The organism is Streptomyces sp. NPDC087906, assembly GCF_055584925.1.
This window is the reverse complement of record NZ_JBVJLC010000006.1, coordinates 395837-420571: the sequence shown is the minus strand read 5'-3', so window position 1 is coordinate 420571 and position 24735 is coordinate 395837. Positions and strand designations below refer to the sequence as shown.

The window sequence follows — 24735 nt, the reverse complement described above, 5'->3', positions numbered from 1 at the left end:
AACTCGGGTGAGCGGTCCCCGCCGGCGGGGGGCCGAGGTGACCGTGGTGGAGCGGGCTCCCGAACTGCGTCCCGGCGGCAGGCCTGGCCGCCGCCGCTACGGCTGTCGGCCCGGTACCGCGCTCAGCCGCGGACGCCTCGGGTGCAGAAAGGCAGGTGTCAGACGGCCGGTCTGGGCTGCCGGTGGCGGAACCGCGGGTCGCCCAGCGCCTCGCCCAGTCGCCGGTAGGCATGAGCGGCGGAGACCAGTGTCATGTGGTGGTGCCAGCCGGGGAAGGAACGTCCTTCGAAGTCGAGCAGCCCGTGTTCGTCGCTCATCGTTCGGATGGCGTCGGCGGCGCCAAGATGCAGACGCACGAGGTCGAGCAACTCGTCGATGCGGCGGTGCAGGCCGTTGGTGACCCAGATCCGTCCCTGCCCGGTCGGTACGTGTGTGGTGAAGAAGCGGAGTGCCGTGTGCCCGCTGTACGGAGGATGGGGTTCTGATCCGGTGAGCCAGGCCGTCGACGAGGCGACCCGCACCCTGCGCATGGGAAGGCCGTCCCTGCGTTCGAAGGCGGCGTGCAGTTTGCGGTGACCGCTTTGCCGTAGTAATTCACCGACGGGCACCGGGTTCCGGCTGCTGTGCTGGGGCACCACCCGGAGGCCGGCGGGGACCGCGATGATGAACTCGTGGTCCTGTGTGCTCAGGCCGCGCAGGACGGGAAGCGGGCTCGTGGGGCCGGTCAGGTCGGCGATGACCGGGACCTTGGCGTGCTGGACCTCCGCGTCCAGGGCCCGCACCAGGTCCAGAACGCAGTCGAGCGCGGACTGTGGGCCTGCGGTATCCGGGATGCGGACCCGTTGGCGCCGTGCGGGGTCGGCCGTCCAGTCCGGTGGGAGCACGAGGCGCCAGTCGGCCGCGAAAGCTCCCGTTTCGGTGGTGAGGAATATCCCCACCCCTTGCTGGCAGTTGATGGTGCGGCCGGACGCGGGGACGAAGCTGCGGTGCACACCGACCGAGTGACTGCCTCGTTTGGGGAGGAACACCGACTCCATGGACCAGGCTCTGACCGGGAGCGCCCCGCCGACCCGGCGCGTGATCTCACGGCGGGCCGGGGTCCAGTCCCAGGGGCTGGCGTTGAGGAACTGGCGCAGCGAGTGGCCCGCGGTCGGCAGGGGGGAAACGGTCTCCGCCATTCTGCGCAGCGACTTCTTGCCGCGGGTGACGAGCAAGCCCCTCAAGTAGGCCTCGGCCCACCGGCGCTGGTCCGCCCGGGGCAGATATCCGAACAGCTCGTCGGAGAAGACGGCGAGGGGGTGGCCGTAAGGGGCCTGCTGCTCCGTGGCTTCCTGTGGCATGGCTTGCGACTCCTTGGGATTGCCCGCTCCACGAGTCATCTCCGACGTCGTCAAGGTGGACGTGTACGCCACCGCCCCGCTACCCCGGCTGGGCGGACGGTCGCCGGTCGGCGAGCCGGTGAAAGGCGTAGGCGGCCGAGACCATCGTCATGTGATGGTGCCAGCCGCGGTAGGACCGGCCCTCGAAGTCGCGTAATCCGAAACTGTGTTCCATGGCCTGGGTATTTTCCTTGGACCTCTGCGTGAGCCTGCTGAGGGCGACGATGTCATCGACGCGGTGTCCGCTCAGGTTGGTGATCCACGAGTGCGTCGCCGTGCCGGACGGCGACACCTCGGTCAGCAGGCGGACTTGAGGCCCCTGCCCATCGCGAGAGCGCACCTGGCTGGGGAGCGTTACGAGACTGGAGACGACCTTCATGGTGTCGCGGTGTCCGCAGGGCAGACTCGCCTGGCCGCACCAGCGGCCCAGGGCCAGGGCGGATCCGGCCCGCTTGAAGGCGCTGCGGGCGGCGTGGACGGAACGGGCCGGGCGCGGCTGCCCTGCCGAGTCGAGGACTTCGAGCGAGCCGTCGACCTCGAAGCTGAAGTCGATTCCCCTGGAGGTGAGTTCCGTGACGAACTCGGGCACCTCGGCGAGGTGGGTCAGGTCCGCCACCACCGGGACACGGCCCACCTCCCATTGGAACTCCAGTTCGTCCAGCATGGCGACGAAATCGATCCATTCGACGTTGGCCCGCACGTCGTCCGGTATGTACGCGGACTCCCGCAGCGCGGTGTCGGCCAGCCACTTCGACGGCATCAGCAGTCGCCAGTTGACCGGAATGTTCCCGGACGGGACGGCCAGGGCGACCGACAGGCCGATCTGGCAGTTCACCGTGCGGCCGGCCTCGGGAAGGAAACGCCGCTCCACGCCGACCGAACGGTCGCCGCGCTTGGGTATGGCCACCCGGGACAGCACCCAGGCCTTGGCGGGCTCCCCTTGGCTCACATAGCGCGCGATGTGGGCCCGGACCGGTTCCCACTCCCACGGGCTCTGGTTGATGAACTGCTGGAGGGACTGGTGCGCGGGAACGGACAGGACGTCCTCGGAGATCCTGCGCACTGATTTCTTGCCCTCGACCACAAGCAGGCCCCGCAAGTAGACCTCGGCCCAACGTCGTTGGTCCACACGGGACATGGAGCGGAAGACCTCGCCTGCGAAGTCGGAGAGGGCGTCCCTGGTGGTCATCGCCGCCGTACTGGTGGACATGCTGTTCCCCCGGCTGTAGGTGATGGGAAATAGGTAAGAAGGCTGCTCTCTATCGCACGTGGTCGGCTGGGAATCGGGGCGCCGGAGTCCGGTGACTCCGGCGCCCGGGAGCGGTCAGGTGGAGCGCGCGGCACCGAAGTGGGCGTCGTCGTTGACTCCGCGACGCACCGTGGTGCGCCGGTCGACGATGTTGCTCCAGTCGCGGCCGTACATGTCCTTCAGGGTGACGGGATCGCCCATCAGGTCGTGGGGGTAGCCGAGTTCGATCCGGCTGCGCTCGTCGAGGCGGGCCAACTGGTCGGCGGAGAGTGCGACGTCGACGCACCCGAGGGAGTCCTCGATCTGCTTCTCCTTGGTGGCCCCCAGAATCGGAATGACGGTCTGCGGCCGGTGCAACAGCCAGGCAAGCGCGACCTGCGCGGGTGACCAGCCGCCTTCCTCGGCGATCGCCACGACTTCGCGGACGAGGGCCTCGGTGCCCGGACGGCTGTTGTGTTCGCGCGGTTCGACGGTGAGCCGGCCCGTACCGCCGGTGAGGTATTTGCCGGTGAGAAGACCCTCCGACAAGGCTCCCCAGGCCAGTACCGGGATGTCGAACTGCCGGGCCATCGGCAGCAGTTCGCGCTCAGGTGCCCGCTCCAGCAGGTTGTAGCGGATCTGCAGACCGACGAACGGGGACCAACCGCGCAGTTCGGCGAGGGTGTTCGCCTGGGCGACCTCCCAGGCCGGCCAGTTCGCGATGCCTACATAGTGGATCTTGCCGGCCCGCACCTGGTCGTCGAGGGTGCGCATGATCTCGGGCACCGGCGTCAGGGTGTCATGGGCATGGACCCAGAGCAGATCGATGTAGTCCGTTCCCAGCCGCCGCAGGCTGGCCTCCAGGGAGGCGGTGAGGTTCTTGCGGTGGTTGCCCGCCGAGTTGATGTCGTCGGGGTCGGTCTGAAGGGTGTACTTGGTGGACACGACGAACCGGTCCCGGCGGCCCTTCAGGATGTCACCCAGGTAGCGCTCGGAGGTGCCGCCCGTGTAGTGATCCGCCGTGTCGATGAAATTCCCGCCGGCCTCGGCGTAGCGGTCGAGGATGGCCCGGCTTGTCGGCAGTGACGCACCCCATCCCCAGTCCTCGCCGAATGTGACGGTCCCCAGGGCGAGTTCGGAGATCCGCAGTCCGGTCTTGCCCAGCAGGGTGTAACGCATGTGTCCTCCTTCGCCGCGCCGCGAACAGCGCGGCCCGGTAGCTAGCGGGCGACTACGGGGGTATGCAGTTCGAACAGTTCGACGAGTTCTCCGCTGGGGCCCTTGACGAAGGCGACCCGGGCCTTCGTCTCGGGCTCGCCGTTGAGCACGACGCTGGTCGGCCGGCCGGGCCATTCGTCGAAGGGGAAGGCCCGTCCTCCCGCCGCGAGGCAGTTGGCGTACGCCTCGTCGACGCTGGGCACGATCAGGGCGATGTGCTGGAGGGGGCCGGGCAGGGAATCCACGTCGTCACGGCCGCCGGGGAACAGTTCCAGATAGGTGCCGCCGCCGAGCTCGATGTAGAGGGCCCGGCCCTCGTAGATGTGCCGGCAGGGCGGGTCCTGCTCGGAGGACTTGCTCCACTCGTAGATACGCGTGTAGCCGAGGCCGTCCCGGTAGAAGCGCAGCGACTCGTCGATGTCGGCGCACACGAGGGCGACGTGCATCAGTGTCGGGGCGACGGGGCGCGGAGGGGTGTCCTGCGGTGCCATGCGCTCTCCTTTGCGAGTGTTCGAAGGGTGGGGTGGGGCTCTTGCCGGGAGGGTGGGGGTCAGACGCCGGTGGGCCAGTCCCGGTGGAGCCACTCGCGCAGACGTCCTGGCAGCTCCGCCACCAGAGCCGCGGGGGCGGTCAGTGCGACATGACCGTCCGGGCGCACCAGCACGGCGTGCGGAAGGCCGGCCGCCTCGGCCACCGCGACCGGGACGGGTATCTCTCCCGCAGCGGCCTCGGCGGCGGCGAGGCCGGCGCCCGACGGCACAAGGAGGGACCAGCCCAGCCCCGTGGCCATGCCGGGGCGGGGAGGCATCCTGTCGCCCACCGCCGGACTCGGGCCTTCTCCACCGCCGTAGGTGACGGAGAGCTGGGCCAGGCGGCTCGCCAGCCAGGCCCGGACCTCCGGCAGTTGGCCTGCGGCACCGAGAACGTCGTTACGCATCCGGATCTTGTCGGGGTCGCTCATCGTGGAGATGTCGTGGAGTTGGGCCGCGAAGGCGAGCAACCCCTCTGCCATGGGCCGCCGTTCGGCGTTGTACGTGCGCAGGAGCGCCGGTGAGGCCTCTCCCTTGGCCACGGCCGCAAGCTTCCAGGCCAGATTGAAAGCGTCCTGAAGTCCTGTGTTCATACCTTGGGCCCCGACCGGACTGTGGACGTGAGCGGCGTCTCCGACCAGGAAGACCGGCCCCTCTCCGAAGGTCTCGGCGAGGCGGTGGCGCACCCGCCACGTGGACGACATCCGCAACTCCCCGACCTTGGCACCCGCCGCACTGGGGCCGCGGGACTCCAGGAGGGCCTGCACCGCGTGCTCGTCGAGTGCCGGTGTGTCGTCGTCGACGAGTGCGACGGCACGGAACGTATCTCCCTCCAGTCGGGAGACGGCCAGCAGACCGGCCGGCGAGAAGAAGAAGGTGATCTCCCCCTCGGGACCGGACCAGTCCATGGTGAACTCGATGAGGGCGAAGTTATGGGGCTTCTCGTGGCCGGTGAACGGGATACCGGCCTGCTCACGGACGGTGCTGTGCACACCGTCGCAACCCACCACCCAGCGCGCCCGCAGGGCTCGTACCTCGCCGGTGTCCTCGCTGCTGATCAGAGCGTTCATCCCGGGGAACTGCTCGTTCAGGGCAACCACAGTGGTGCGCCGATGCACCCTGCCGCCGAGTTGGACGAGCCGTTCCTCAAGAACCTCCTCGGTGGTCTGCTGCGGGACCGCGAGGACGAAGGGGTACGGCGTGTCCAGTTCGTCGAAGGGAGTGTGGATCACACTGCGCTCGCCGTCCCTGGCGGTGAAGGAACGTCCCGGTCTCCCCCTCTCGATCAGTGCGTCGGCGGCTCCGATGGTGGCGAGCGATTCGAGTGTGCGGGCGTGGACGGCCGCCGCACGCGAGTGAACGGCGTTGCTCGCCGCCCGATCCACCAGAACGTAATCCACGCCCTGGCTGTGCAGCGCGCATGCCAGGGCCAGGCCGGTCGGCCCCGCGCCGACAATCATCACGTCCGTACTGCTGGGCAGTGTCGAAGTGTTCTGATGGTCCGGCATATTGCACTCCAATCATGCAGTCGTTGACCTCTTGCGGGCCGAATCCAGGATTCCGCGTAAACGGTCGGGCTCGGGCCTCGCAAGCTGGGCGCTGCAAGTATCGGGAGCCTCAGAAGCCTCTCGCAACGCCAACTGTACAAAGTCACAAGATCACTCAGGCTTACCCTGTTGCCAACTCGGCGCCAGGCCAATCAATTCCGATGCGACTTTGGAAGATCCGCGCCTTTGTTTCCGGTCGGCATGACCGGCGCGTGCCCGGCACGGACTGCAATACAGCTTTCAACGAAATCATGGACGGCGGACGGGGGTTGGTCGTTCAGCGGCCAGACCACCCCCACGTCGCTGGGCGCGACCCCGGTCAGCGGGCGGTAGATGACGTCGGGCCGCTGGTAGAAGGAGGCGGTGGCCATGGGGGTGAGGCTGATGCCGTAGCCGCCGGCGACCGCGTGCAGCCATTCGTCCGGACTGCGCGCCACCGTGCCGATACGTACGGGCCGGCCCCGGCGCTCCTCCGTCGCGAGCCAGTAGTCGCGCCACCAACCGGACTCCTCAGGGACGGCGACGAAGGGCTCGTCGAGTACGTCGTCGAAGGCGACTTCACGCTGATGGGCGAGACGATGGCCGACCGGCAGGGCGATCCAGCGGGGCTCGGTGATCAGTACTTCGTGCCGGAAGCGCTCCTGCCCCGGGAAGGGCAGCCGCAGCAGCGCGACGTCGACGTCCCCCGCGGCGAGACCGGCGGTGGGGTCGCTCCACTGCGTCTGCCGCATCTCGACCCGCCATCGCGGTCGTCGCCCGGCGAACTCGGCGAGGATCGACTGCGTGTCCTCGTTGGCGGCGCTGGCCACGAAGCCGACCCGCAGGACGCGTACGGTGTCACGGGCCGCCCCACGTGTGCGATGCACCAGGTCGTCCCAGTCCGCGAGGAGCTCCGGCAGCCGCTTGGCGAGCTCCGCGCCGGCGGGGGTCAACTCCATTCCGTGACGGCTCCGGCTGAACAGCCGCACGCCCATGAGGGTTTCAAGTTTCCTTATCTGTTTCGTCAACGAAGGCTGTGTGATGAAAAGCAGTTTCGCGGTGCGGGTCAGGTTCCCCTCCCGCGCCAACTCCTCGAAGTGACGTAGAAGTCTCGTATCGATATCCATGCGTTCACGTCATCATGAAAGTTATTGGACAGGACTTGGACACTTCCGCGATCCTTTATGCAGAGACATTGTTGGTGCCCGGGAACAAGACTTTCCGCGGCCGGTAGGGATATGGAGTAGTCATGAGCTTTGAGCTGAGTCTCGGGACCGCGGGCAGCAGCACCGTCGTACGCATGGCGGGCGAGGATCACGATGTCGAGACGGTGCGCTCGGTCCTGGACCGGGCCGTCCGGCAGGTCACCCGGCGCCTGGTGATCGATGTGCACGACTCGGATCTCCTGCCGAGCGGCGCGGTGAGGTGCCTGGCCGTGGCCGGCCAGCAGGTGCCGCACTCGGCCGAAGTGGTGGTCGAGGGAGCCTCTCCCGCGCTCATGTCCCAGCTACGTCTGGCCGGCCTCGACCGTTCGATGACCATCGTCCACCGCGAGCCGAACGCGCTCGCCACCGCGTGACCGCGGTGCCCACCGCACCGCCGGCGGCTTCCCGCATCCGCACACGCGGCGCGGGAAGCCGCCGGCCGGTCCCGGACTCACACTCCCCCGGCGACGAGCAGCAGGCTCGCATGGGCGGCCAGCGTCCAGTGTGTGCCGCCGCAGAGGGGCTCCTCGCCCAGCTCGTATCCGTCCTGGTGGACCGGGGAGCCGGTGTCGGCGAAGACATGCCATCGCAGGCCGGGCGGCGGCTCGGGGAGTCGTACGGTCCGGTCGGAACCGCCCGAGTTGGCCGCAAGGTAGACGCAGTCCGCAGGCGCGTCGTCGCGGTCCTCGTAAAGCATCGCAGCGAGCAGCGTCGAACCCTCCGACCAGTCCGGTTCCCACGGCTCCTCCCCGTGCCAGCTCACCGGGGGGCAGGGCACGCCGGGCGCGCCCTGGCTGTCCGGATGTACGGTGCGGCGGAGCACCGGGTGCGCCAGGCGCAGCGCTATGGCGCGCCGGGTGAAGGCGAGCAGCCCGGTGTGCGCGGCGCGGCGGTTCCAGTCGACCCAGCCGAGCGGGCCGTCCTGGCCGTAGGTGTTGTTGTTGCCGTGCTGGGTGCGTCCGAACTCGTCGCCGGCCAGGATCATGGGCACGCCGTGACTCGCCAGGAGCAGCAGGAGGGCGTTGCGGGCCTGCTGGGCGCGTAGCCGCAGGACGGCGGGGTCGTCGGTGGGGCCTTCGTGTCCGCAGTTCCAGCTCTCCTCGTCGGGTATGCCGTCCTTTCCGTCCTCGCCGTTGGGCTCGTTGTGGCGGTGGTCGTAAGAGGTCCAGTCGGCCAGGGTCAGCCCGTCGTGGCAGGTGATGTAGTTGACCGAGGCGGTGGCGCCGCGTTCCCGGTAGAGGTCGGGTGAGCCGACCAGCCGGGTGGCGAACTCTCCCGCCGAGCCGGACCGGCCCAGGAGGAAGCGCCGGACGGCGTCCCGGTAGCGCATGTTCCATTCGCTCCACCGCCCGTAGGCGGGGAAGGAGCCGATCTGGTGGACGCCGGCGGCGTCCGTTGCCTCGGCGATGAGCACGCAGTGGGCCAGGGCCGGGTCGCGGGCGATGGCCTCGATGAGCGGTGGGTCGGACAGCGGCCGGCCGTCGGTCCCCCGAGTGAGGATGGCCGCCATGTCGAACCGGAAGCCGTCGACGCGGTATTCGGTGGCCCAGTGGCGCAGGCTGTCCAGGATGAGGGTGCGGGTCACCGGGTGGTTGCAGTTGACGGTGTTGCCGGTGGCGGTGAGGTTGAGGGGGCGGCCCGCGTCGTCCAGCAGGTAGTAGGCGGACTCGTCCAGGCCTCGCAGGGACAGGGTGGGGCCGCGGTGGTCGCCCTCGGCCGTGTGGTTGTACACGACGTCGAGAATGACCGCGATGCCTGCCGCGTGCATCGCTTTGACCAGTGACTTCAGCTCGCGGGAGGCGTCTCCCTGGCCGGTACGCGACGCGTAGCCGGCTTTTGGCGCGAAGAAGCCGACGCTGTTGTAGCCCCAGAAGTTGCGCAGTGGCTCGCCGGTGGCCGGCGACACGTACGTGTTGTCCGTCTCGTCGAACTCGAAGACGGGCAGCAGCTCGACGCAGTTGACGCCGAGTTCGCTCAGGTAGGGGATCTTTTCGCACAGGCCGGCGTATGTACCCGGGTGGTTGACCGCGGCGGAGGCGTGCCGGGTGTACCCCCTCACGTGTGTCTCGTAGATGACGAGGTCGCCGTGCGGAATGCGCGGCGGGCGGTCGTCGCCCCAGTCGAAGTCGTGTGGGGTGACGGCGGACCGGTAGCGGGGGCGTTGACCCCACTCCCCCGCACCGGTCAACTCCGTGGCGTAGGGGTCGAGAAGGACGGGCGAGAGTCCGCCGGAGGTGTACTCGACGCGGTAGCCGTAGTGGAAGCGGCCGGTGTCCAGTTGCCGCACGGTGGCGGTGAACAGCGTGCCGAACCGGCCGCCTTCGGGGAACGGCAGTTCGACGACGGGGGTGCCGTCCGCCGCGTCCAGGAGCACCAGCCACGCGGCGCGTGCGCCGTTGACGTGGAAGGCGAAGTTGACGCCGCCGGGTACGGGGCTCGCGCCGAGTGGCCGGGCCCGCCCGGCGGCGACGTGCCATCGGGCGGAGGCCGGAAGAAGATCGCTGGTGACCATGGTGTGGACCCCTTAATCTCGCACCGGACGCAGCCGTGCCTTGACCCGTAACCGTTCGTCGCTCGCGGGCAGGCGTACCGCCATCGTCTCGGCGTCGAAGTCGTGGTACGGCGCTCCGTCGATCAGTACCTGGTCCAGGACGACGTGGCCCGGCGGGAAGACGTCGGGGGCGACGCGCAGCAGGCCGTCCGGGAAGCGGGCGCCCGGTTCGGGGCAGAAGTACAGGTCGAGCGGTTCCCGGTTGATCAGGAGCTGGGTGTACACCTCGGCCAGGAAGCAGAGTTCGGCCTTGTGGTACATGGCCATGGCATGACTGCCCTTGAGCCGTTCGTTGCCGACGAGGAACGGTAGGCCTTGGGCCAGGACGGTGAAGAAGACTCCGCCTTCGTCGTGGTCGAGGAAGAAGGCGTTGTAGAAGGCGGAGGATTCCCGCGCGTGGGTGAGGAAGTCCTCCCGGTTCGTGCTGCCGGCCAGGATCAGGTAGGCGAGGATCGCCTGCTCCTGCTGCCACCACGTCTTTCGGTCGTGCCAGACGAAGGGGTGGCGTCCGTTCTGTGCGCGTCGCTCCAGCACGTCGTACCAGCCGCCGCGCTGCGCGTCACGGCCCACGTCCGGCATGGTGCTGCCGATTCGCTCGGCCAGCGCCCGATACTCCCGCTTGGGCAGCGTGCCCTGCATCCGCATGAGGTTCCACGCGATCTTCAGGTTGTGGCCCACCACCGCACGGTCCCGCTGCCAGCCCCACTCGCGGTCCGGGGTCCAGTCCGCGTGGAACCTCTCCTGGACGAAGGGGCTGGTGTCGTCGGGCATGTGCGTGACGATCATGTCGAACGTGTGCTCAAGCATGTCGCGGTAGCGCTGTTCACCGGTCGCCAGGAACAGGTTGAACAGATAGGCCGGCGCGTGGTCGCCGACCGAGTTCCAGTTCTTCCGGGCGCGGTTCGGACCGAGACTCTCGTGGTGGGCGCTGAGGGTGACCGGGTCGATGTGGGAGTAGTACCCGCCCAACTGCCGGTCGGCGAAGTATTTTTCGAACAGCCGGACCGTGCCCTCGATGTCCGAGAGGATCAGCGGCGAGCCGGTCAGCCGATAGGTCTGGGTGAGGCCGACCAGCGCGTAGATCTGCTCGTAGGCGGGGATGGCTTGGTAATCGTCGCCGAACTCGGAGGCGAAGAGCTGGTGTTCACGGCCGCCCGTGACATCGATACCGTGGTACCAGTACACGACGCCTTCGTCCGGGTCGACGAACCGCATGTGGTCGTGGAGGTATCGCGATCCCCTTTCGGCGACTTCGAGCGACTTCTCGTCGCCGGTCAGCATGTACGCGCTGGCCATGCCGTACACCATGCGGGAGATGGTGTCCGTCTCCTGGACGTGCTGCTCGGTCTTGCCTCCGGTGCCGCTGATCACCGTCCGGTAGTCCCCGAAGTCGACAGGAGCGCTGCCGAACTGGGAGCGCCGGTAGAAGTCCGCGATGCGGGCCAGTTGCTCGCGCCACCAGCCGGGGCGCTCGAAGGGCCAGCCGGCGCCCTCCTCGTCGCCGACGAACAGCAGTTGTGCGGCCTGGAATCGCGGGCCGCCCGCTTCGGGGTACACCGGCCCGTAGCAGAAGAGGAACGTACCGGGCCGCAGCAACTCGTGGAGCTGGCCGCTGACGTCGTCGTACGGCTCGCCCAGGTTCCGCAGCCGCTGCCCGTGCGTGGTGTCGGTCAGGTGGACGGTCACCCGCCGGTCGTCGAGAGTGCGGAGGTCGAGCTCGGAGCCGCGCCGTTCGACCACGTAGCCGGCGGTGGTTTCGGAGAAGGGGAACGGGATCTTCGCGGACGCGGGCGTGGTCATGCCGCCTCCTGTTCCGGCTCGGGCCGCGCCGCCTGCTCGGCGGAGTCGTCCAGGAGTTCGATCACGGCACGTGCGAGGAGGTGGCATTCGGCCACCGTGCGTCCGGTCACCAGATCGTTGTCGGCGACGACGTCCTGGTTGGTGTAGACGGCGCCCATGTTGCGGACGTCGCCGACCAGGTTGTTGTGGCAGGTGACGGGGCGTCCGGCGATCAGCTCAGGGGCTGCTGAGAGCAGGGACAGCGCGTGGCAGGAGAACGCCTTGAGCAGCCTGGGCAGTCGGAAGGCGCGGCGCATCAACTCGACGGCGGGCGCGGGTGTGTCCACGTCCTCGCTGAAGCGGAGCCGGTCGGAGACCATGCCGGAGGGGACCAGCAGGGCGGAGTAGCGGGAGAGTTCGGTGTAGTCGAGCCGTTCGAGGTCGCCGCTGACGGTGAGCGGTGCGCGCTGCTCGTGCCCGGTGAAGGTGAGCGAGGGGTTTCCCCAGAGCCTGGTGAGCAGGACGACCTCGGCGCCCTCCTCCGCGAACCGGTGCTGGTAGTAGGAGATCTCCTCTTCCACGAAGTCGCTCTCGGCGAGGATCCCGATGCGCCGGCCGTCCAGTCGTGGGCGCGGCATGACGAGGCTGGGGGGCATGTGGTGTCTTCCTTGGCTGGTCGGTGGACGGAGAAGGGCGGGCCCGGCACGGAACACGTGCAACGGGCCCGCCCGGTGGTTCACGTGCGCGCCTACACCAGTGCGGTGGTGGCCGAGGCGAGCAAGGGCTCGGGGTGCAGCCCGTTGACGGTGATGACCCGGATCCGGGGGACCCCGTCGCACAGCACCACCCACCATTCCTGGCTGGGGTGGCCGGCTTCGGGGGACGGGGAGGTGACGACCACCTGCGCGTGCACGGGCGAGGTGAGCGTCACCTCCAGGACCCCGCCGCCGAGCGGGAGACCGGTGAGCAGGTGGTGGGCGCCGTCCCGGCACCACTGGGTGAACTCTTCGACGCCGCGTACGATCCGCTCCGGCAGCTCCAGGCGCATCCCGTTGGCGAGGTGGGCGGCGAGTTCTTCCGCGACGGCGCCGCCGCTCAGTCTGCGCAGCCAGTCACGCACCAGGTTCTCGGCCTTCGACGCGGTGAGGGCGAGGCCTTCCGAGTCGGCACGCGGCGGTGCCTCGGTCGATGTCGCGGACATCAGTCCACCACCAGATCTACGAGAAACGGGCCGTTGTGTGCCCACATCTGCGTGATGGCGTCTTCGATCTGATCGCGCTTCTCGACACGGCGGGCCGGGACTCCCAGGGACTCGCTCAGGGCTACGAAGTCGATGGCGGGTCGGCTCAGGTCGAAGGCGTCCGGGACGGAATGAGGGGCGATGCCCTGCTCGGCCCAGTACTCGCCGAGGTTCAGGTCGAGGAGCCGGTAGCGTCCGTTGTTGCAGATCACGAACTTGGCGTCGATGCCTTCGCGGGCCGCGGTCCAGAGCGCCTGGAAGGTGTACATGCTGCCGCCGTCACCGGTGAAGCCGATCACGGGGAGTTCCGGGCGGGCCAGTTTGAGTCCGAGCGCGCCGGGGATCCCTACGCCGAGTGATCCGCCGCGCGTCTGGAAGAAGCGGCCGGGTTGCCGCGGCGGCAGATGGGTGGCGAGCGGGCCACCGGAGGTGAGCGCCTCGTCGAACACCGCCAGCCCCGCCGGGGACCGCTCGGCCAGGACCCTGGCGAAGGTCTCCATCAAAGGCTCGTCGTCCGGCGCCGGCAGCGGCGCGGCCGGCGGCGACGGGGGGACGATCCGCGGCCCTGGGCCCAGTGCCCGGCCGAGGTCGGCGAGGGCGAGTGCGGGGTCGGCGACCAGACCGACGTCGACGGGGAAGTTCTTCGCGATCTCGTAGGCGTCCAGGTCGATGTGGACGATCCGGGTGCTGTCGGCGAAGGGACTTCGCAGGTGCGGGAAGACCTCGGGGAACACGTAGGTGCCGACGATGAGTACCGCGTCGGCGTCCGCGACGACGCGGGCGCTGTCCTTGCCGAACATGTGCCCGGTCAGCCCGGCGTAGAGCGGATGGCGGGTGTCGAAGTTGACCTCGGACGAGTTGACACCCCACACGCGGGCTCCCAACCGCTCGGCGACCGCGGTGAGTTGTTCCTGCGCACCACTGGCGGCGATGCCGTCGCCCATGAGGATCACCGGGCGGCGGGCGTCGCGAAGCAGCCGGGCCGCCTCTTCGACGGCCTGCGGTGCCGGCGCGGACCGCGTGTCGGGGAGCGACGTGGGTGTCGCCGGTTCCGTCGTCATCTCGTCCATGACGTCCGCGGGCAGGACGACGACGACCGGGCCGCGCGGCGGGGTCATGGCGATCTTCACCGCCCTGCGCAGGACTCGTAGCGTGGAACGCGGATCGACCACCCGGGTGGCGTACTTGGTCACGGGATCGGCCATGGCCACCAGGTCGGCGGCCATCTGCCCGTCCATGGCGTCGTAGCGTATGCCCGCCTCGCCCACGAGCACCACCAGCGGTGAACCGCCCCGCTTCGCCTGGTAGAGCATGCCGATACCGTTACCGAGTCCCACCCCGCTGTGCAGTTGGACGAGGCCCGGACGCTGGGTGGCGCGGGCGTAGCCGTCGGCCATACCGACGGCCACGCCCTCGTGCAGCGCCAGGACGTAGGAGAGGTCGCCGGCGCGCTCGCCCTCGTCGAGGAAGCCCTGCTCCACCGTCCCTGGATTGCCGAACATGTAGCTGATGCCGTCAGCCGCGAATTGCTCGAAGATTGCGGATTTCCCAGGCCTGGCAGGCATAACGGGAATCCTTTCCGAAGGTAGGGGATATTACCAGCCGTAGCGGCGCAGACCGTCTTCCAGGGCCTCCACCAGCTTTTCTCCGCCGAGAATCGAGTCCGGCGTCGAACGGGCCGTCACGAAGGGATAATCGACAAGGACAGAGGTCTCCTTGCCCACATTCCCGTGGAATGCTCCGTCCGGCCCCGTGGCGTCACGCAGGATGTACTCGAGCGGGTACGGCGGCGGGCCCATGTTGAAGTCCACCCCGATGAAGCCGGTGCCGTCCTTGTAGTCGTACTCCTTGGGGTGACCGGTGACGTGCCTGCCCCACAGGATGCTCTCGCGGCTTTCCAGATCGCGGGCGAAGGCCAGGACGGCCACGCCGTAGCACTCGGCGAGGATCGGCTTGTCGGCGGCGGTGAAGGCGAGCACCACCTCGTGCAGCCGCTCGTTGTTGGCGAGGTCCACGATCGGGCCGGAGCCGCCGACGATGACGAGGGCGTCGAAGCCCGACACCAGGTCGGTCAGCGAGGAGTCGAGCCGGCGGTGATAGTTCTCCAGCTCACGCAGGTGGTTCAGGGAGCTGTAGTAGGGGCGCTCCGGCACCAGGTCCTGCAGACTCAGCGGGTTGTCCAGGCGGGAGGACGCGTCGAGCTCGGACGCCCGGCGTGCCATGTCCCGAGTGGTGACCGACCTGCCCAGCGGAGGGTCGATGTACTCCGGGTCGACGCTCGGCGGGAGCGCCTGCGCCCGCTTGCCGGTCGGCGTCATGAACGTCACCTGGTAGCGGTGCTTGTCGAAGGCCTCGATCGGGCCGACGAGTTCCTCCCCCCAATAGCCGTACTCGGACAGGACGACAAGAATCCTTTTCGACATTATCTTCTCCGTCGTTTGCGGAAGGAGATACCTTCCGGAATGCTCCGCGATCTCGGGGATTTCACGTCCCTGCTGCGGGCCATTCGAGTAGAGCAGGACGGCCGACGGGCGGGCAACAGCACCGGCCTCCGGTGAGGCCACTTCGGCAAGTTAACCCAGTGGCGGGAGAGGCAATCCCGCATTCCCGCTCGGCATGGCACAGGAGACTTGCCCGAGTTGACGCAGTGCAATCGGTCCGGCCGACAAAGAGCGGTCCTGCGTGGTCCGGCTCGCAGAATTACTCCAGGTATTCGCAGGTTCTTGTGGAAGGAGTGGGAGCATTGACCGGCAGATTTGCCATCACGGACGTGGCACCGGTGGTGGATGTTGGCGACTACCCCGCCAAGGCGGTGGTGGGCGAGCACGTCCCGGTGAGCGCGACGGTGTGGCGCGAGGGCCACGAGGCCGTTGCCGCCGGCGTCGTGTGGCGCCATTCGGAGACCCAGGACACGGTGGTGCGGGTGCCCATGGCTCTCGCCGACCAGGGCCTGGACCGTTGGGAGGCCACGGTCGTCCCCGACCGGGAGGGCATGTGGCTCTACCACGTGGAGGCGTGGGGAGATCCGTGGGCTAGCTGGCTCCACGCCGTCCGCGCCAAGACCGAGGCGGGCTGGCAGGCGGAGCGGCTGGCGGCCGACCTGGAGACAGGGGCGCGGCTCCTGGAGCGGCTGGCGGCGGAGAGCGGCGAGCCGCAGACTCCGCTGCTCGCCGCAGCCCGGCTCCGGCGCGGCGATCTCGAACTGGCGCGGCGGCTGGGTCCGGCCCTCAGCACGGAGATCGCCTCACTCGTCAGCCGGCACCCGCTGCGGGACCTGCTGACACCGGGGACGGTGCATCACATCTGGGCCGACCGCGTCCGGGCTCTCCACGGCGCCTGGTACGAAATGTTCCCCCGCTCCACCGGAGGCACGGACAGCGCCGGCTCCCCCGTGCACGGCACCTTCGCCACCGCGGCGAAGGACCTGCCGCGCGTCGCCGGTATGGGGTTCGACGTCGTCTACCTGCCGCCGGTGAGTCCCATCGGCCGTACGCATCGCAAGGGCCCCAACAACGCGTTGCGTGCCGGTCCCGACGACGTGGGCTCACCGTGGGCGGTGGGCGCGGCGGAGGGCGGTCACGACGCCGTGCACCCCGCGCTCGGCACCCTGGACGACTTCGACGCGTTCGTCGAGGCGGCCAGGGGTCTGGACATGGAGGTCGCACTCGACCTCGCCTTCCAGTGTTCGCCGGACCACCCGTGGGTCACCAGCCACCCCGAGTGGTTCACCACGCGCCCGGACGGGGGTATCGCGTACGCGGAGAACCCGCCCAAGTCCTACGAGGACATCTACCCGTTGAACTTCGACAACGACCCGGACGGGCTGTGGCCCGAGCTGCTGCGCGTCACCTTGTTCTGGGCCGCCCACGGGGTGCGTATCTTCCGCGTCGACAACCCGCACACCAAACCGCCGGCGTTCTGGGACTATCTGATCTGGCGGGTCAAGGACACCTACCCGGACGCCCTGTTCCTCGCCGAGGCCTTCACCAGGCCGGCCGTGCTCCAAGGGCTGGCCAAGGTCGGTTTCACGCAGTCGTACACCTATTTCACCTGGCGCACGTCCAAGCGCGAACTCACCTCCTACGCACGGGAACTGGCCGACGGGGCGGACTTCCTCCGGCCGAACCTCTTCGTCAACACCCCTGACATCCTCCAGCAGTCCTTGCAGTCGGGCGGGCCGGCCATGTTCGCCCTGCGGGCCGCGCTCGCCGCCACCCTCTCGCCGGCCTGGGGCGTCTACTCCGGGTACGAGCTCTACGAGCACCGGGCCGTACGCCAGGGCTCCGAGGAGTACCTCGACTCGGAGAAGTACCAACTACGGCCCCGCGACCACGCGGCCGCCGAACGCCAGGACCGCACACTGGCACCGTGGATCACCCGTCTCAACATGGTCCGCCGCGCCCACCCGGCCCTTCAGCAACTGCGCCGGATCCACTTCCTCGACGTCGACAACGACGCGTTGCTGGCGTACGTCAAAACCGATCCCGGGTCGGCGGACGCTGTGCTGTGCGTGGTCACCCTCGACCCGCACGAGGTCCAGAAGGGCACGGTGCGCGGCGCACTGTCCTCGCCGGCGTTCGGGCCGGCCGGCCGGCCGGCCTTGCGGGACGAGATCACCGGCGAGGTGAGCGAGTGGAGCGACAGCCACGAGATCCTCGTCGACCCGGCTCGTGCGACGGCCCAGATATGGAGTGCGGTGACCCATGGCTGAGACGACCGTGCCCGCTGCGTCGGACCAGCCTGACTGGTTCCGGACCGGGGTCTTCTACGAAGTGCTCGCCCGCTCCTTCGCCGACAGCGACGGCGACGGCACGGGCGATCTCAAGGGCCTCACCGACAAGCTGGACTACCTGCAATGGCTCGGTGTCGACTGTCTGTGGCTGCCGCCGTTCTTCGCCTCGCCCCTGCGGGACGGCGGCTACGACATCAGCGACTACCGCACCGTGCTGCGCGAGTTCGGCCGTATCGATGACTTCGTCACACTGCTGGAGGCGGCCCACTCACGGGGCATCAGAGTCATCATCGACCTGGTCATGAACCATACGTCCGACGCCCACCCGTGGTTCCAGCAGTCGCGCAGCGACCCCCAGGGCCCCTACGGCGACTTCTACATGTGGGCGGACGACGACCGCGGTTACTCCCAGGCCCGGATCATCTTCGTGGACACCGAGAGTTCCAACTGGACGTACGACCCGGTGCGCCGTCAGTACTACTGGCACCGCTTCTTCTCCCACCAGCCGGACCTCAACTACGACAACCCGCGCGTACGGGACGCCATGCTTGACGTGCTGCGGTTCTGGCTGGACCTGGGCATCGACGGCTTCCGCCTGGACGCCGTGCCGTACCTCTTCGCCCGCGAGAACACCGACTGCGAGAACCTGCCCGAGACCCACGACTTCCTGAAAATGGTGCGCAAGGTCGTCGACGACGAGTATCCGGGCCGGGTGCTGCTCGCCGAGGCCAACCAGTGGCCCCGTGACGCCGTGGACTACTTCGGCGACCCGGCGGCCGGCGGGGACGAGTGCCACCTGGCCTTCCACTTCCCGCTGATGCCGCGGATCTTCATGGCCGTACGGCAGGAGAGCCGGCTGCCGATCTCCGACATCCTCGCCGCCACCCCGGACATCCCGAGCGGCAGCCAATGGGTCATCTTCCTGCGCAACCACGACGAACTGACCCTGGAGATGGTCACCGACGAAGAACGCGACTACATGTGGGCCAACTACGCCCACGATCCTCGGATGCGGGCCAACATCGGGATCCGCAGACGTCTCGCCCCGCTCCTGGACAACGACCGCGACCAGATCGAGCTGTGCACCACACTGCTGCTGTCGCTGCCCGGCAGCCCCATCCTGTACTACGGCGACGAGATCGGCATGGGCGACAACATCTGGCTCAACGACCGGGACGCGGTGCGCACCCCCATGCAGTGGTCTCCCGACCGCAACGCGGGGTTCTCCACCGCGGACCCCGGCCGGCTGCGGCTGCCCGTCAACATGGACGCCGTCTACGGCTACCAGTCCGTCAACGTCGAGGCGCAGTTGAAGACGCCTGCGTCGCTGTTGCACTGGACCCGGCGCATGCTCGCGATTCGCCGTGCCCACCACGCGTTCGGACTCGGCACCTACCGGGAGCTGGCCACCTCCAACGAGAAGGTGCTCGCGTACGTCCGGGAGTACAAGGGGGACGACGGCACCCGGGACACCGTGGTGTGCGTCAACAACCTTTCGGCCTCCCCGCAGCCCGTCTCACTGCATCTGCCCGCGGAGCCAGGCACAGTTCCGGTCGAGCTCACCGGAGGCACGAAGTTCGCACCGGTAGACGACACGCCGTACCGGCTCACGCTCTCCGGTTACGGCACCTACTGGCTGGCGCTGACAGCGGAGGAGGACCGGTGAGCGCTCCCCTCCCGAGCGCGTCGGCTGTTCTGCGATCGGCCGAGGTCCGCCGGGGCCTGGCAGCGTGGCTGCCCGAGCAGCGCTGGTTCGCAGGATCAGGCGGCGCGCCCGCGGGGCTGAGGGTGTCCGGTGTGCACCGCTTCACGCACGACGCGGCCGACGCGCCCTCCGCCGGCGCGTTCGTCCATGCCCATGTCCGGGGCGACGACGGCGCTGACGGGACGACCTACCTTGTCGCGCTGGGGATGACGCGCGGCACGGTCGTTCCGGTGGGCAGCAGCCTGGTGGCGCGCGTCGGCGCCATCACCGTGTACGACGCACTCGGCGACGCGGCTCTCGTCAACGCCCTTGTCCGGCACATCGCGGAGGGGCGCACGATGGACGGCGTGAGCTACCGCCCCGAGGCGCATGCCGGCCCCGTCCCGCCGGCGGGGCTGCCGGTGCGGCCGCTCGCCGCCGAGCAGAGCAACAGCTCCGTCATCGCCGGGGAGCAGTACATTCTCAAGCTGTTCCGGCGGCCGGGGCCCGGCCCGAGTGCGGACCTGACGGTGCACCGGCTCCTGAGGGACGCCGGCTCACCGCATGTCACACCTTTGCTGGGGGCGGTGGAGGATGCCGCGACCGGCGCCACGCTCGCCACGCTGCAACGGTTCCTGCCGGACGCGGTGGACGGCTGGGCCCTCGCGGTGGAGGCCGCACGCGGCGCCGACGCGGCGCACACGCGTTTCCCCGCGCAGATGCGGGACCTCGGAGCGGCGGTCGGGGCCGTCCACCGCGATCTGGCCCGTGCGGGCGGCAAGGTGATCATGGGATCGGGCCACTACCGGCGGATGTCGGAGGTGTTCTCGCAGCGTCTGGAGCACGCGTTGGAGCAGTGTCCGCGGCTCGAACCGCTGGCAGCACCGCTCCGTGCGGCCTTCGCCTCGGTCGCGGCCCTGCGCCCCGCCGTACCCGGCGTCGCCCACCCCATCCATGGCGACCTGCACCTGGGGCAGACCCTCAGGACCAGGGCCGGATGGCTGCTGCTCGACTTCGAGGGTGAGCCGCTGGCCTCCCCCGCGCAGCGGACCGGCCGTCACTCCCCGCTTCGGGACGTGGCAGGGATGCTCCGCTCCTTCGACTACGCGGCACACCACGACCCCACCGAGCCGCCGACGCCGGTCGACGGGCCGCGGCATGACGACACCGGCGCGCTGCCCTGGGCGCGCCGGCTCCGGCGGGAATTCCTGCGGGGCTACACCGCGGGACGTCCGCTCCACGCGGACCTGCTCACGGTGCTGCGTGCCTGCGAACTGGACAAGGCGGTCTACGAGGTGCTGTACGAGACGCGGCACCGGCCGCACTGGACATGGATACCGCTGGCGGCGCTGGAGCGAGAACTAGCCGCGGCAGACCGGTGAGGTAAGCCGGAGATTCACCGCACCTAGGGCCTGTCGATCGGATCAGGCCCTAGGTGCGTGGGGAGCCCGCGCGACGCACGGTTTCCGGGTCGGTCGACCGCGGGCTCCCCGTAGGGCTCAGGCCAGGCGGTCCGGCAGCGCCGCGAGGCTGAAGTTGGACCAGACGAAGGAGTCCATCTGGTGCTGATCGCCGCTGAGGTTGATGACGCGATCGACCTTGCCGTCCGTGCCGAAATGCCAGACCAGGGCCCAGATGGTGTCGACCTTGCCGACGCCCTCGGTGGACCAGCCGCGGTGCACGTCGACGACGTATTCCTCGTTGGCCCCCAGGAACAACGGGTCCGCCTGGAAGCCGGTCTTGCCGAGCTGCTCGAAGAAGGAGCGCACCTCGGTGATGCCGTGCTTGGTGCCCGCCAGGGGGTGGTGGCCGGGAATCGTCCACTCGATGTCCTGGGAGAGGACCTGGGCGATGCCGTCCACGTCGTTGTCCGCGTACGCCGTGAAGAACCGCTCGATGGCTTCGATCTTGGGATCTTTGGTGCTCATTGTTCCTCCATGGATGTCACTCGGGTGAGGGGTGGTTCGAGGGCCCGTGTGGTCGGTGCGGGCCGGCACGTTCGGTTCAGGCGGTCTTGGCCAGTCGGTCGAGCTGTTCCCGTGTCAGCCGGACCTTCGCCGCGTCCTGGTTCTCCGCCAGATGCGCGAGCGACCTCGTCCCGGGGATCGGCAGGACGCAGGGTGACCGGTGCAGCAGCCAGGCGAGTGCCACCTGTCCCGGCGTCGCACCGGTCTCGCCCGCGACCTCGGCCAGTGGGCTGTCCGGGCTCGTGTGAGCGCCGATCGCCAGGGGGAAGTAGGCGAGGAAGGCGATCTCCCTGGCGGCGCAGTAGTCCACAACGGCGTCGTTGTCGAGGTCGGTGACGTTGTACCGGCTCTGGACCGCGGCGATGGGGGCGGTGCGCACGGCCTCTTCGATCTCCCCGACCGTCACCTCGCTGAGCCCGATGTGCCGCACCTTGCCCTGCTCCCGCAGTTCGCCCAGCGCGCCGATCTGCTCGGCGAGCGGCACCTGGGGATCGACGCGGTGCAGGAACAACAGGTCCAGGTGGTCCACCTTGAGCCGGCGAAGGCTCAACTCGCACTGCTGCTTGAGGTATTCGGGGCGTCCCAGCGGAATCCATTCGCCCGGCGAGGGACGGACCACACCTGACTTGGTGGAGATGACCGTGCCGGCCTTGTAGGGGAAGAGCGCGGACGCGATCAGTTCCTCGTTGGCTCCCACACCGTACGAGTCGGCCGTGTCGAAGAGGTCGACACCGAGCTCGACGGCCCGTCGCAGGACGGCGCGGGCGTTCTCGGGATCGTCCGGTCCGGTCCATACGAGCGACTCGCTGCTGTGCCCGGCTCCTTCGGCGAGCCGCATGGCTCCGAATCCGAGCCGGTTGACCGTGAGATTTCCGCCGATCGAGAACGTGAGCGCGGCCGTCGCACCGGACGGCTCAGTGGGCATCTGTTCCATACGCCTGACTCTAAGGGACCGTCCGGGACGGACCGAATCATCGAGGGCGACTTCGCCAAGTCGCCTCGTACGGTGGGGACTCAGTCGGAACAGGTCGGCCGATAAAGTCAACTCCCATATGTCGACGGGCATTCACCGCGGGTGTTTGGCATGGAACGCATCACTCCATAGCCTTGGAAAGGTCAGGCGGCCGGCGAATTCCCTCTCCGCGCAGCATGTACGGCACACCGGCGGCTCCGAGACCCGCCGGGACCGGACGGGTGGCTCGCCCCTCATTTCCCTCTTCTTCCTCACGGCGTCAGCCGTGCCTTCGGAGGTTTCCCATGCAGAGCGAACAGACGCGCGCCATCCTTGAGGAGTGGTTCGACGCGATCGGCAGGGGCGACGGTGAGGAGATCATCGCCGCCCTTTCTCCGTCCGTCGTCTTCGAACTCCCGAAGGACAAATGGAACGCGGTGATCGGCTACCTCGGCACACATGTCGGACGTAGCGCCGTCGCCGAGGCGTTCCGGATCCGTGCCGAGACCACCGAGGTACTCCAGTACCAGCTCCGCGAGCTCGTGGTGGACGGCGGAACGGCCTACGCGCGGATCTACACCAAGGCCCGGCACACCCGCACGCTGGTCCCCTTCGAGATCGAGGACAGCCATCGTCTGGAACTCGACGAGCAGGGCCGGATCGCCCGGTGGAAGGTCTGGTTCGACCCCAACGGGGAGGTGGCTGCCTTTACCGCCGACCGGGACGCCCGCCTGCTCGACGCCGTGGGCAAGGGGGCGTCACATGAGGTCCGCGCCCTTCTTGAGATCGGCGCGAATCCCGATTTCCGTGACTCCGAGTCGGGCCTGACCGCCCTTCAGACAGCCGCCGGCCGGGGCCACGCCAACGTGGTGCACATCCTGATCGGCGCGGGCGCCGACGTGCACACCACCGACGCGCGGGCCGGGGGTACGGCCCTGCACAAGGCGGTGCAGGGCGGGGACCTGGCGACGGTGACCGCGCTGGTCGAGGCAGGGAGCTTCGTCGACGCGGTCGCGCCCACCACGGGGCACACCCCGTTGATGGACGCGCTCTGGTACAAGTGGCCCGACATCGTCGGTTACCTTCTCGAGCAGAACGCCGGTCTCGGGCTTTCCACGCACTACGGGTTCTCGATGCGGGAACACTTCGAGTACGAGCTGAACGTCAACACGCGCGGCAAGGAGAAGCTGCTGGAGGCCGAGCGGCTTCTCCGGCGACGCACTGAGAGCGACGAGCGCCGCAGTGCCGAACACGCGCTCCTGACCGCGGTCAACGCGGGCGACACGCACACCGTTCGCAACCTGCTGCGCGAGGGTACCGACGTCGATCGACGCTTCCCCGTGGTCAACGGCTTCAACGACGCGCACACCGCGCTTCTGGTCGCCGCCAGGGACGGTCGAACCGAGATGGTCCGCGCGCTGATCGCGGCCGGCGCCGACGTCAACGCCACCGAGCCGACGTTCGGGGCCGTCCCGCTGCACAAGGCCGTCTACAACGGGCACGCCGACATCACCCGGATCCTGGTCGAGGCAGCGGGCATCGACCTCGACTTCCAGGGCGCCACGAACGGCTACACCCCGCTGCACGACGCCCTGTGGCACGGCTACGAAGACTGCGCCGACGTGCTGATCGAGGCGGGGGCCCGGCGTGACCTGGTGGGTCACGACGGGAAGACCCCGCGCGACATCGCCGTCGATTCCTTCGGGCGGGACCACCGTCTGGTCAAGGCGCTGGACCAGCACTCCTGACCCCACTCCGTACGACGGAAGAAAAGGAGAAAGCCACCATGGCCATGACCATGCGAGCGGTTCGCCAACATACCTTCGGCGGCCCTCAGGTACTGCGGATCGACCGGGCGCCTCGCCCGGAGCCGCTGTGGACAGAGGTCCTCGTAAGGGTCAGCGCAGCGGGCGTCAACCCGGTGGACGTGAAGACCCGTGAGGGCGGCGGCATTTCGTCGGCGCAGGGCGGCCTCCCGATGACCCTGGGCTGGGACGTGTCGGGAATCGTGGAGGAGGTCGGCTCCGGCGTCACCCGCTTCGCCCCGGGCGACGAGGTGTACGGGATGGTCAACTTCCCTCGGGTCGGCGCCGGCTACGCCGAGTACGTGACGGCGGACTCCGGCCAGCTCGGCCGCAAGCCCGGATCCCTCACTCACACAGAGGCGGCGGCGTTGCCGCTTGCCGCGCTGACGGCCTGGCAGAGCCTGGTCAACGTGGGGGGCGTGGGGCCAGGGTCCAGGGTCCTGGTGCACGGCGCCGGCGGCGGGTTGGGGCACCTGGCGGTGCAGATCGCCCGCGCGCGGGGGGCCGCGTATCTGTACGGCACGGTACGCGGCGACGCCTCGGCGCTGCGGGCCATGGGCCTGGACGAGCCGATCGACTACACCCGCGCCCGCTTCGAGAACGCCGCCCGCGATGTGGACGTGGTGATCGACACGGTGGCCGGCGAGTACGGTCTGCGGTCGCTGGACACCATGCGCTCCGGGGGCGTCCTGGTCTCCCTGCCGGAGCCGCCGGAGCCGCAGGCCGTGCGTGAGGCCGAACGGCGCGGCCTGCGCGCGGTGTCACTGACCGTCGAAGCCGACCGCGCCGATCTGGAGTCGATCACCGCCCTGGTGGAAGCGGGTGCGCTGCGCCCGACGCTGGCCGAGGTGCTGCCGCTCGACCAGGCCGCGAAGGCGCACGAGTTGATCGAATCCGGCCATGTCCACGGCAAGATCGTCCTGACGGTCTGAGAGGAGC

Annotated in this window: 20 protein-coding genes; 6 read left to right on the top strand and 14 right to left on the bottom strand. The window is 69.0% G+C overall.

Translation table 11 applies throughout. The features are described from left to right. Positions 1-158: 158 nt before the first annotated feature. From ACZ63I_RS20740 to ACZ63I_RS20715, 6 genes are all read right to left on the bottom strand, one after another. On the bottom strand, positions 159-1340 hold the full coding sequence (locus tag ACZ63I_RS20740; RefSeq protein WP_469340446.1) for an IS701 family transposase: 1182 nt from the start codon (positions 1338-1340) through the stop codon (positions 159-161). A gap of 79 nt (positions 1341-1419) precedes the next feature. Continuing rightward, positions 1420-2589 (bottom strand): IS701 family transposase, encoded by a 1170-nt coding sequence (locus ACZ63I_RS20735; RefSeq protein ID WP_469340445.1) that lies wholly within the window; start codon positions 2587-2589, stop codon positions 1420-1422. 114 nt (positions 2590-2703) lie between these two features. Next, positions 2704-3786, bottom strand: a complete 1083-nt coding sequence (locus ACZ63I_RS20730) for an aldo/keto reductase (protein ID WP_469340444.1) — start codon at positions 3784-3786, stop codon at positions 2704-2706. A 41-nt stretch (positions 3787-3827) separates the two neighbouring features. Then, complete coding sequence (locus ACZ63I_RS20725) at positions 3828-4316, bottom strand: VOC family protein (RefSeq protein WP_469340443.1); 489 nt, start codon at positions 4314-4316, stop codon at positions 3828-3830. A 59-nt stretch (positions 4317-4375) separates the two neighbouring features. Then, positions 4376-5863, bottom strand: a complete 1488-nt coding sequence (locus tag ACZ63I_RS20720; RefSeq protein WP_469340442.1) for an FAD-dependent monooxygenase — start codon at positions 5861-5863, stop codon at positions 4376-4378. 191 nt (positions 5864-6054) lie between these two features. Next, positions 6055-7008 carry a LysR family transcriptional regulator gene (locus tag ACZ63I_RS20715; protein WP_469340441.1) on the bottom strand — a complete coding sequence of 318 codons (954 nt, stop codon included), beginning with the start codon at positions 7006-7008 and terminating at the stop codon, positions 6055-6057. Positions 7009-7130: 122 nt separating this feature from the next. On the opposite strand from ACZ63I_RS20715, the gene ACZ63I_RS20710 reads away from it, so the two are divergent. Continuing rightward, positions 7131-7460 carry an STAS domain-containing protein gene (locus ACZ63I_RS20710; protein ID WP_469340440.1) on the top strand — a complete coding sequence of 110 codons (330 nt, stop codon included), beginning with the start codon at positions 7131-7133 and terminating at the stop codon, positions 7458-7460. Positions 7461-7537: 77 nt separating this feature from the next. Here the strand turns inward: ACZ63I_RS20710 and ACZ63I_RS20705 are convergent, their stop codons facing one another. From ACZ63I_RS20705 to ACZ63I_RS20680, 6 genes are all read right to left on the bottom strand, one after another. Next, positions 7538-9598 carry a glycogen debranching protein gene (locus ACZ63I_RS20705; protein ID WP_469340439.1) on the bottom strand — a complete coding sequence of 687 codons (2061 nt, stop codon included), beginning with the start codon at positions 9596-9598 and terminating at the stop codon, positions 7538-7540. A 12-nt stretch (positions 9599-9610) separates the two neighbouring features. Beyond that, the gene (locus tag ACZ63I_RS20700; protein WP_469340438.1) at positions 9611-11437 is read right to left on the bottom strand and encodes an AGE family epimerase/isomerase; all 1827 of its coding nucleotides are present in this window, start codon (positions 11435-11437) and stop codon (positions 9611-9613) included. After that, positions 11434-12072 carry a DJ-1/PfpI family protein gene (locus tag ACZ63I_RS20695; RefSeq protein ID WP_469340437.1) on the bottom strand — a complete coding sequence of 213 codons (639 nt, stop codon included), beginning with the start codon at positions 12070-12072 and terminating at the stop codon, positions 11434-11436. Before ACZ63I_RS20695 ends, ACZ63I_RS20700 begins: the two co-directional genes overlap by 4 nt. A 92-nt stretch (positions 12073-12164) precedes the next feature. Next, a complete protein-coding gene (locus ACZ63I_RS20690) occupies positions 12165-12617 on the bottom strand; it encodes a hypothetical protein (RefSeq protein ID WP_469340436.1) in 453 nt (150 codons plus the stop codon). Continuing rightward, complete coding sequence (locus ACZ63I_RS20685; RefSeq protein WP_469340435.1) at positions 12617-14221, bottom strand: thiamine pyrophosphate-binding protein; 1605 nt, start codon at positions 14219-14221, stop codon at positions 12617-12619. The genes ACZ63I_RS20690 and ACZ63I_RS20685 overlap by 1 nt, the downstream gene beginning before the upstream one ends. A gap of 30 nt (positions 14222-14251) precedes the next feature. Next, on the bottom strand, positions 14252-15079 hold the full coding sequence (locus ACZ63I_RS20680) for a type 1 glutamine amidotransferase domain-containing protein (RefSeq protein WP_469340434.1): 828 nt from the start codon (positions 15077-15079) through the stop codon (positions 14252-14254). A gap of 311 nt (positions 15080-15390) precedes the next feature. Here ACZ63I_RS20680 and ACZ63I_RS20675 point away from each other — a divergent pair, with 311 nt between their 5' ends. From ACZ63I_RS20675 to ACZ63I_RS20665, 3 genes are read left to right on the top strand one after another with little or no spacing between them, the layout of a single operon-like run. Next, complete coding sequence (locus tag ACZ63I_RS20675; RefSeq protein WP_469340433.1) at positions 15391-17367, top strand: maltotransferase domain-containing protein; 1977 nt, start codon at positions 15391-15393, stop codon at positions 17365-17367. After that, on the top strand, positions 17360-19054 hold the full coding sequence (treS, locus tag ACZ63I_RS20670; protein WP_469340432.1) for a maltose alpha-D-glucosyltransferase: 1695 nt from the start codon (positions 17360-17362) through the stop codon (positions 19052-19054). The genes ACZ63I_RS20675 and treS overlap by 8 nt, the downstream gene beginning before the upstream one ends. Beyond that, positions 19051-20454 carry a maltokinase N-terminal cap-like domain-containing protein gene (locus tag ACZ63I_RS20665; protein WP_469340431.1) on the top strand — a complete coding sequence of 468 codons (1404 nt, stop codon included), beginning with the start codon at positions 19051-19053 and terminating at the stop codon, positions 20452-20454. The genes treS and ACZ63I_RS20665 overlap by 4 nt, the downstream gene beginning before the upstream one ends. Positions 20455-20571: 117 nt before the next feature. Here ACZ63I_RS20665 and ACZ63I_RS20660 read toward each other — a convergent pair whose 3' ends face one another. Beyond that, the gene (locus tag ACZ63I_RS20660; RefSeq protein ID WP_469340430.1) at positions 20572-21000 is read right to left on the bottom strand and encodes a nuclear transport factor 2 family protein; all 429 of its coding nucleotides are present in this window, start codon (positions 20998-21000) and stop codon (positions 20572-20574) included. A 76-nt stretch (positions 21001-21076) separates the two neighbouring features. Further along, on the bottom strand, positions 21077-21973 hold the full coding sequence (locus tag ACZ63I_RS20655) for an aldo/keto reductase (protein ID WP_469340429.1): 897 nt from the start codon (positions 21971-21973) through the stop codon (positions 21077-21079). A 323-nt stretch (positions 21974-22296) separates the two neighbouring features. Between ACZ63I_RS20655 and ACZ63I_RS20650 the strand changes: the two genes are divergently transcribed. Next, positions 22297-23739, top strand: a complete 1443-nt coding sequence (locus ACZ63I_RS20650) for an ankyrin repeat domain-containing protein (RefSeq protein ID WP_469340428.1) — start codon at positions 22297-22299, stop codon at positions 23737-23739. A 38-nt stretch (positions 23740-23777) separates the two neighbouring features. Beyond that, the gene (locus ACZ63I_RS20645) at positions 23778-24728 is read left to right on the top strand and encodes an NADP-dependent oxidoreductase (RefSeq protein WP_469340427.1); all 951 of its coding nucleotides are present in this window, start codon (positions 23778-23780) and stop codon (positions 24726-24728) included. Positions 24729-24735 lie beyond the last annotated feature (7 nt).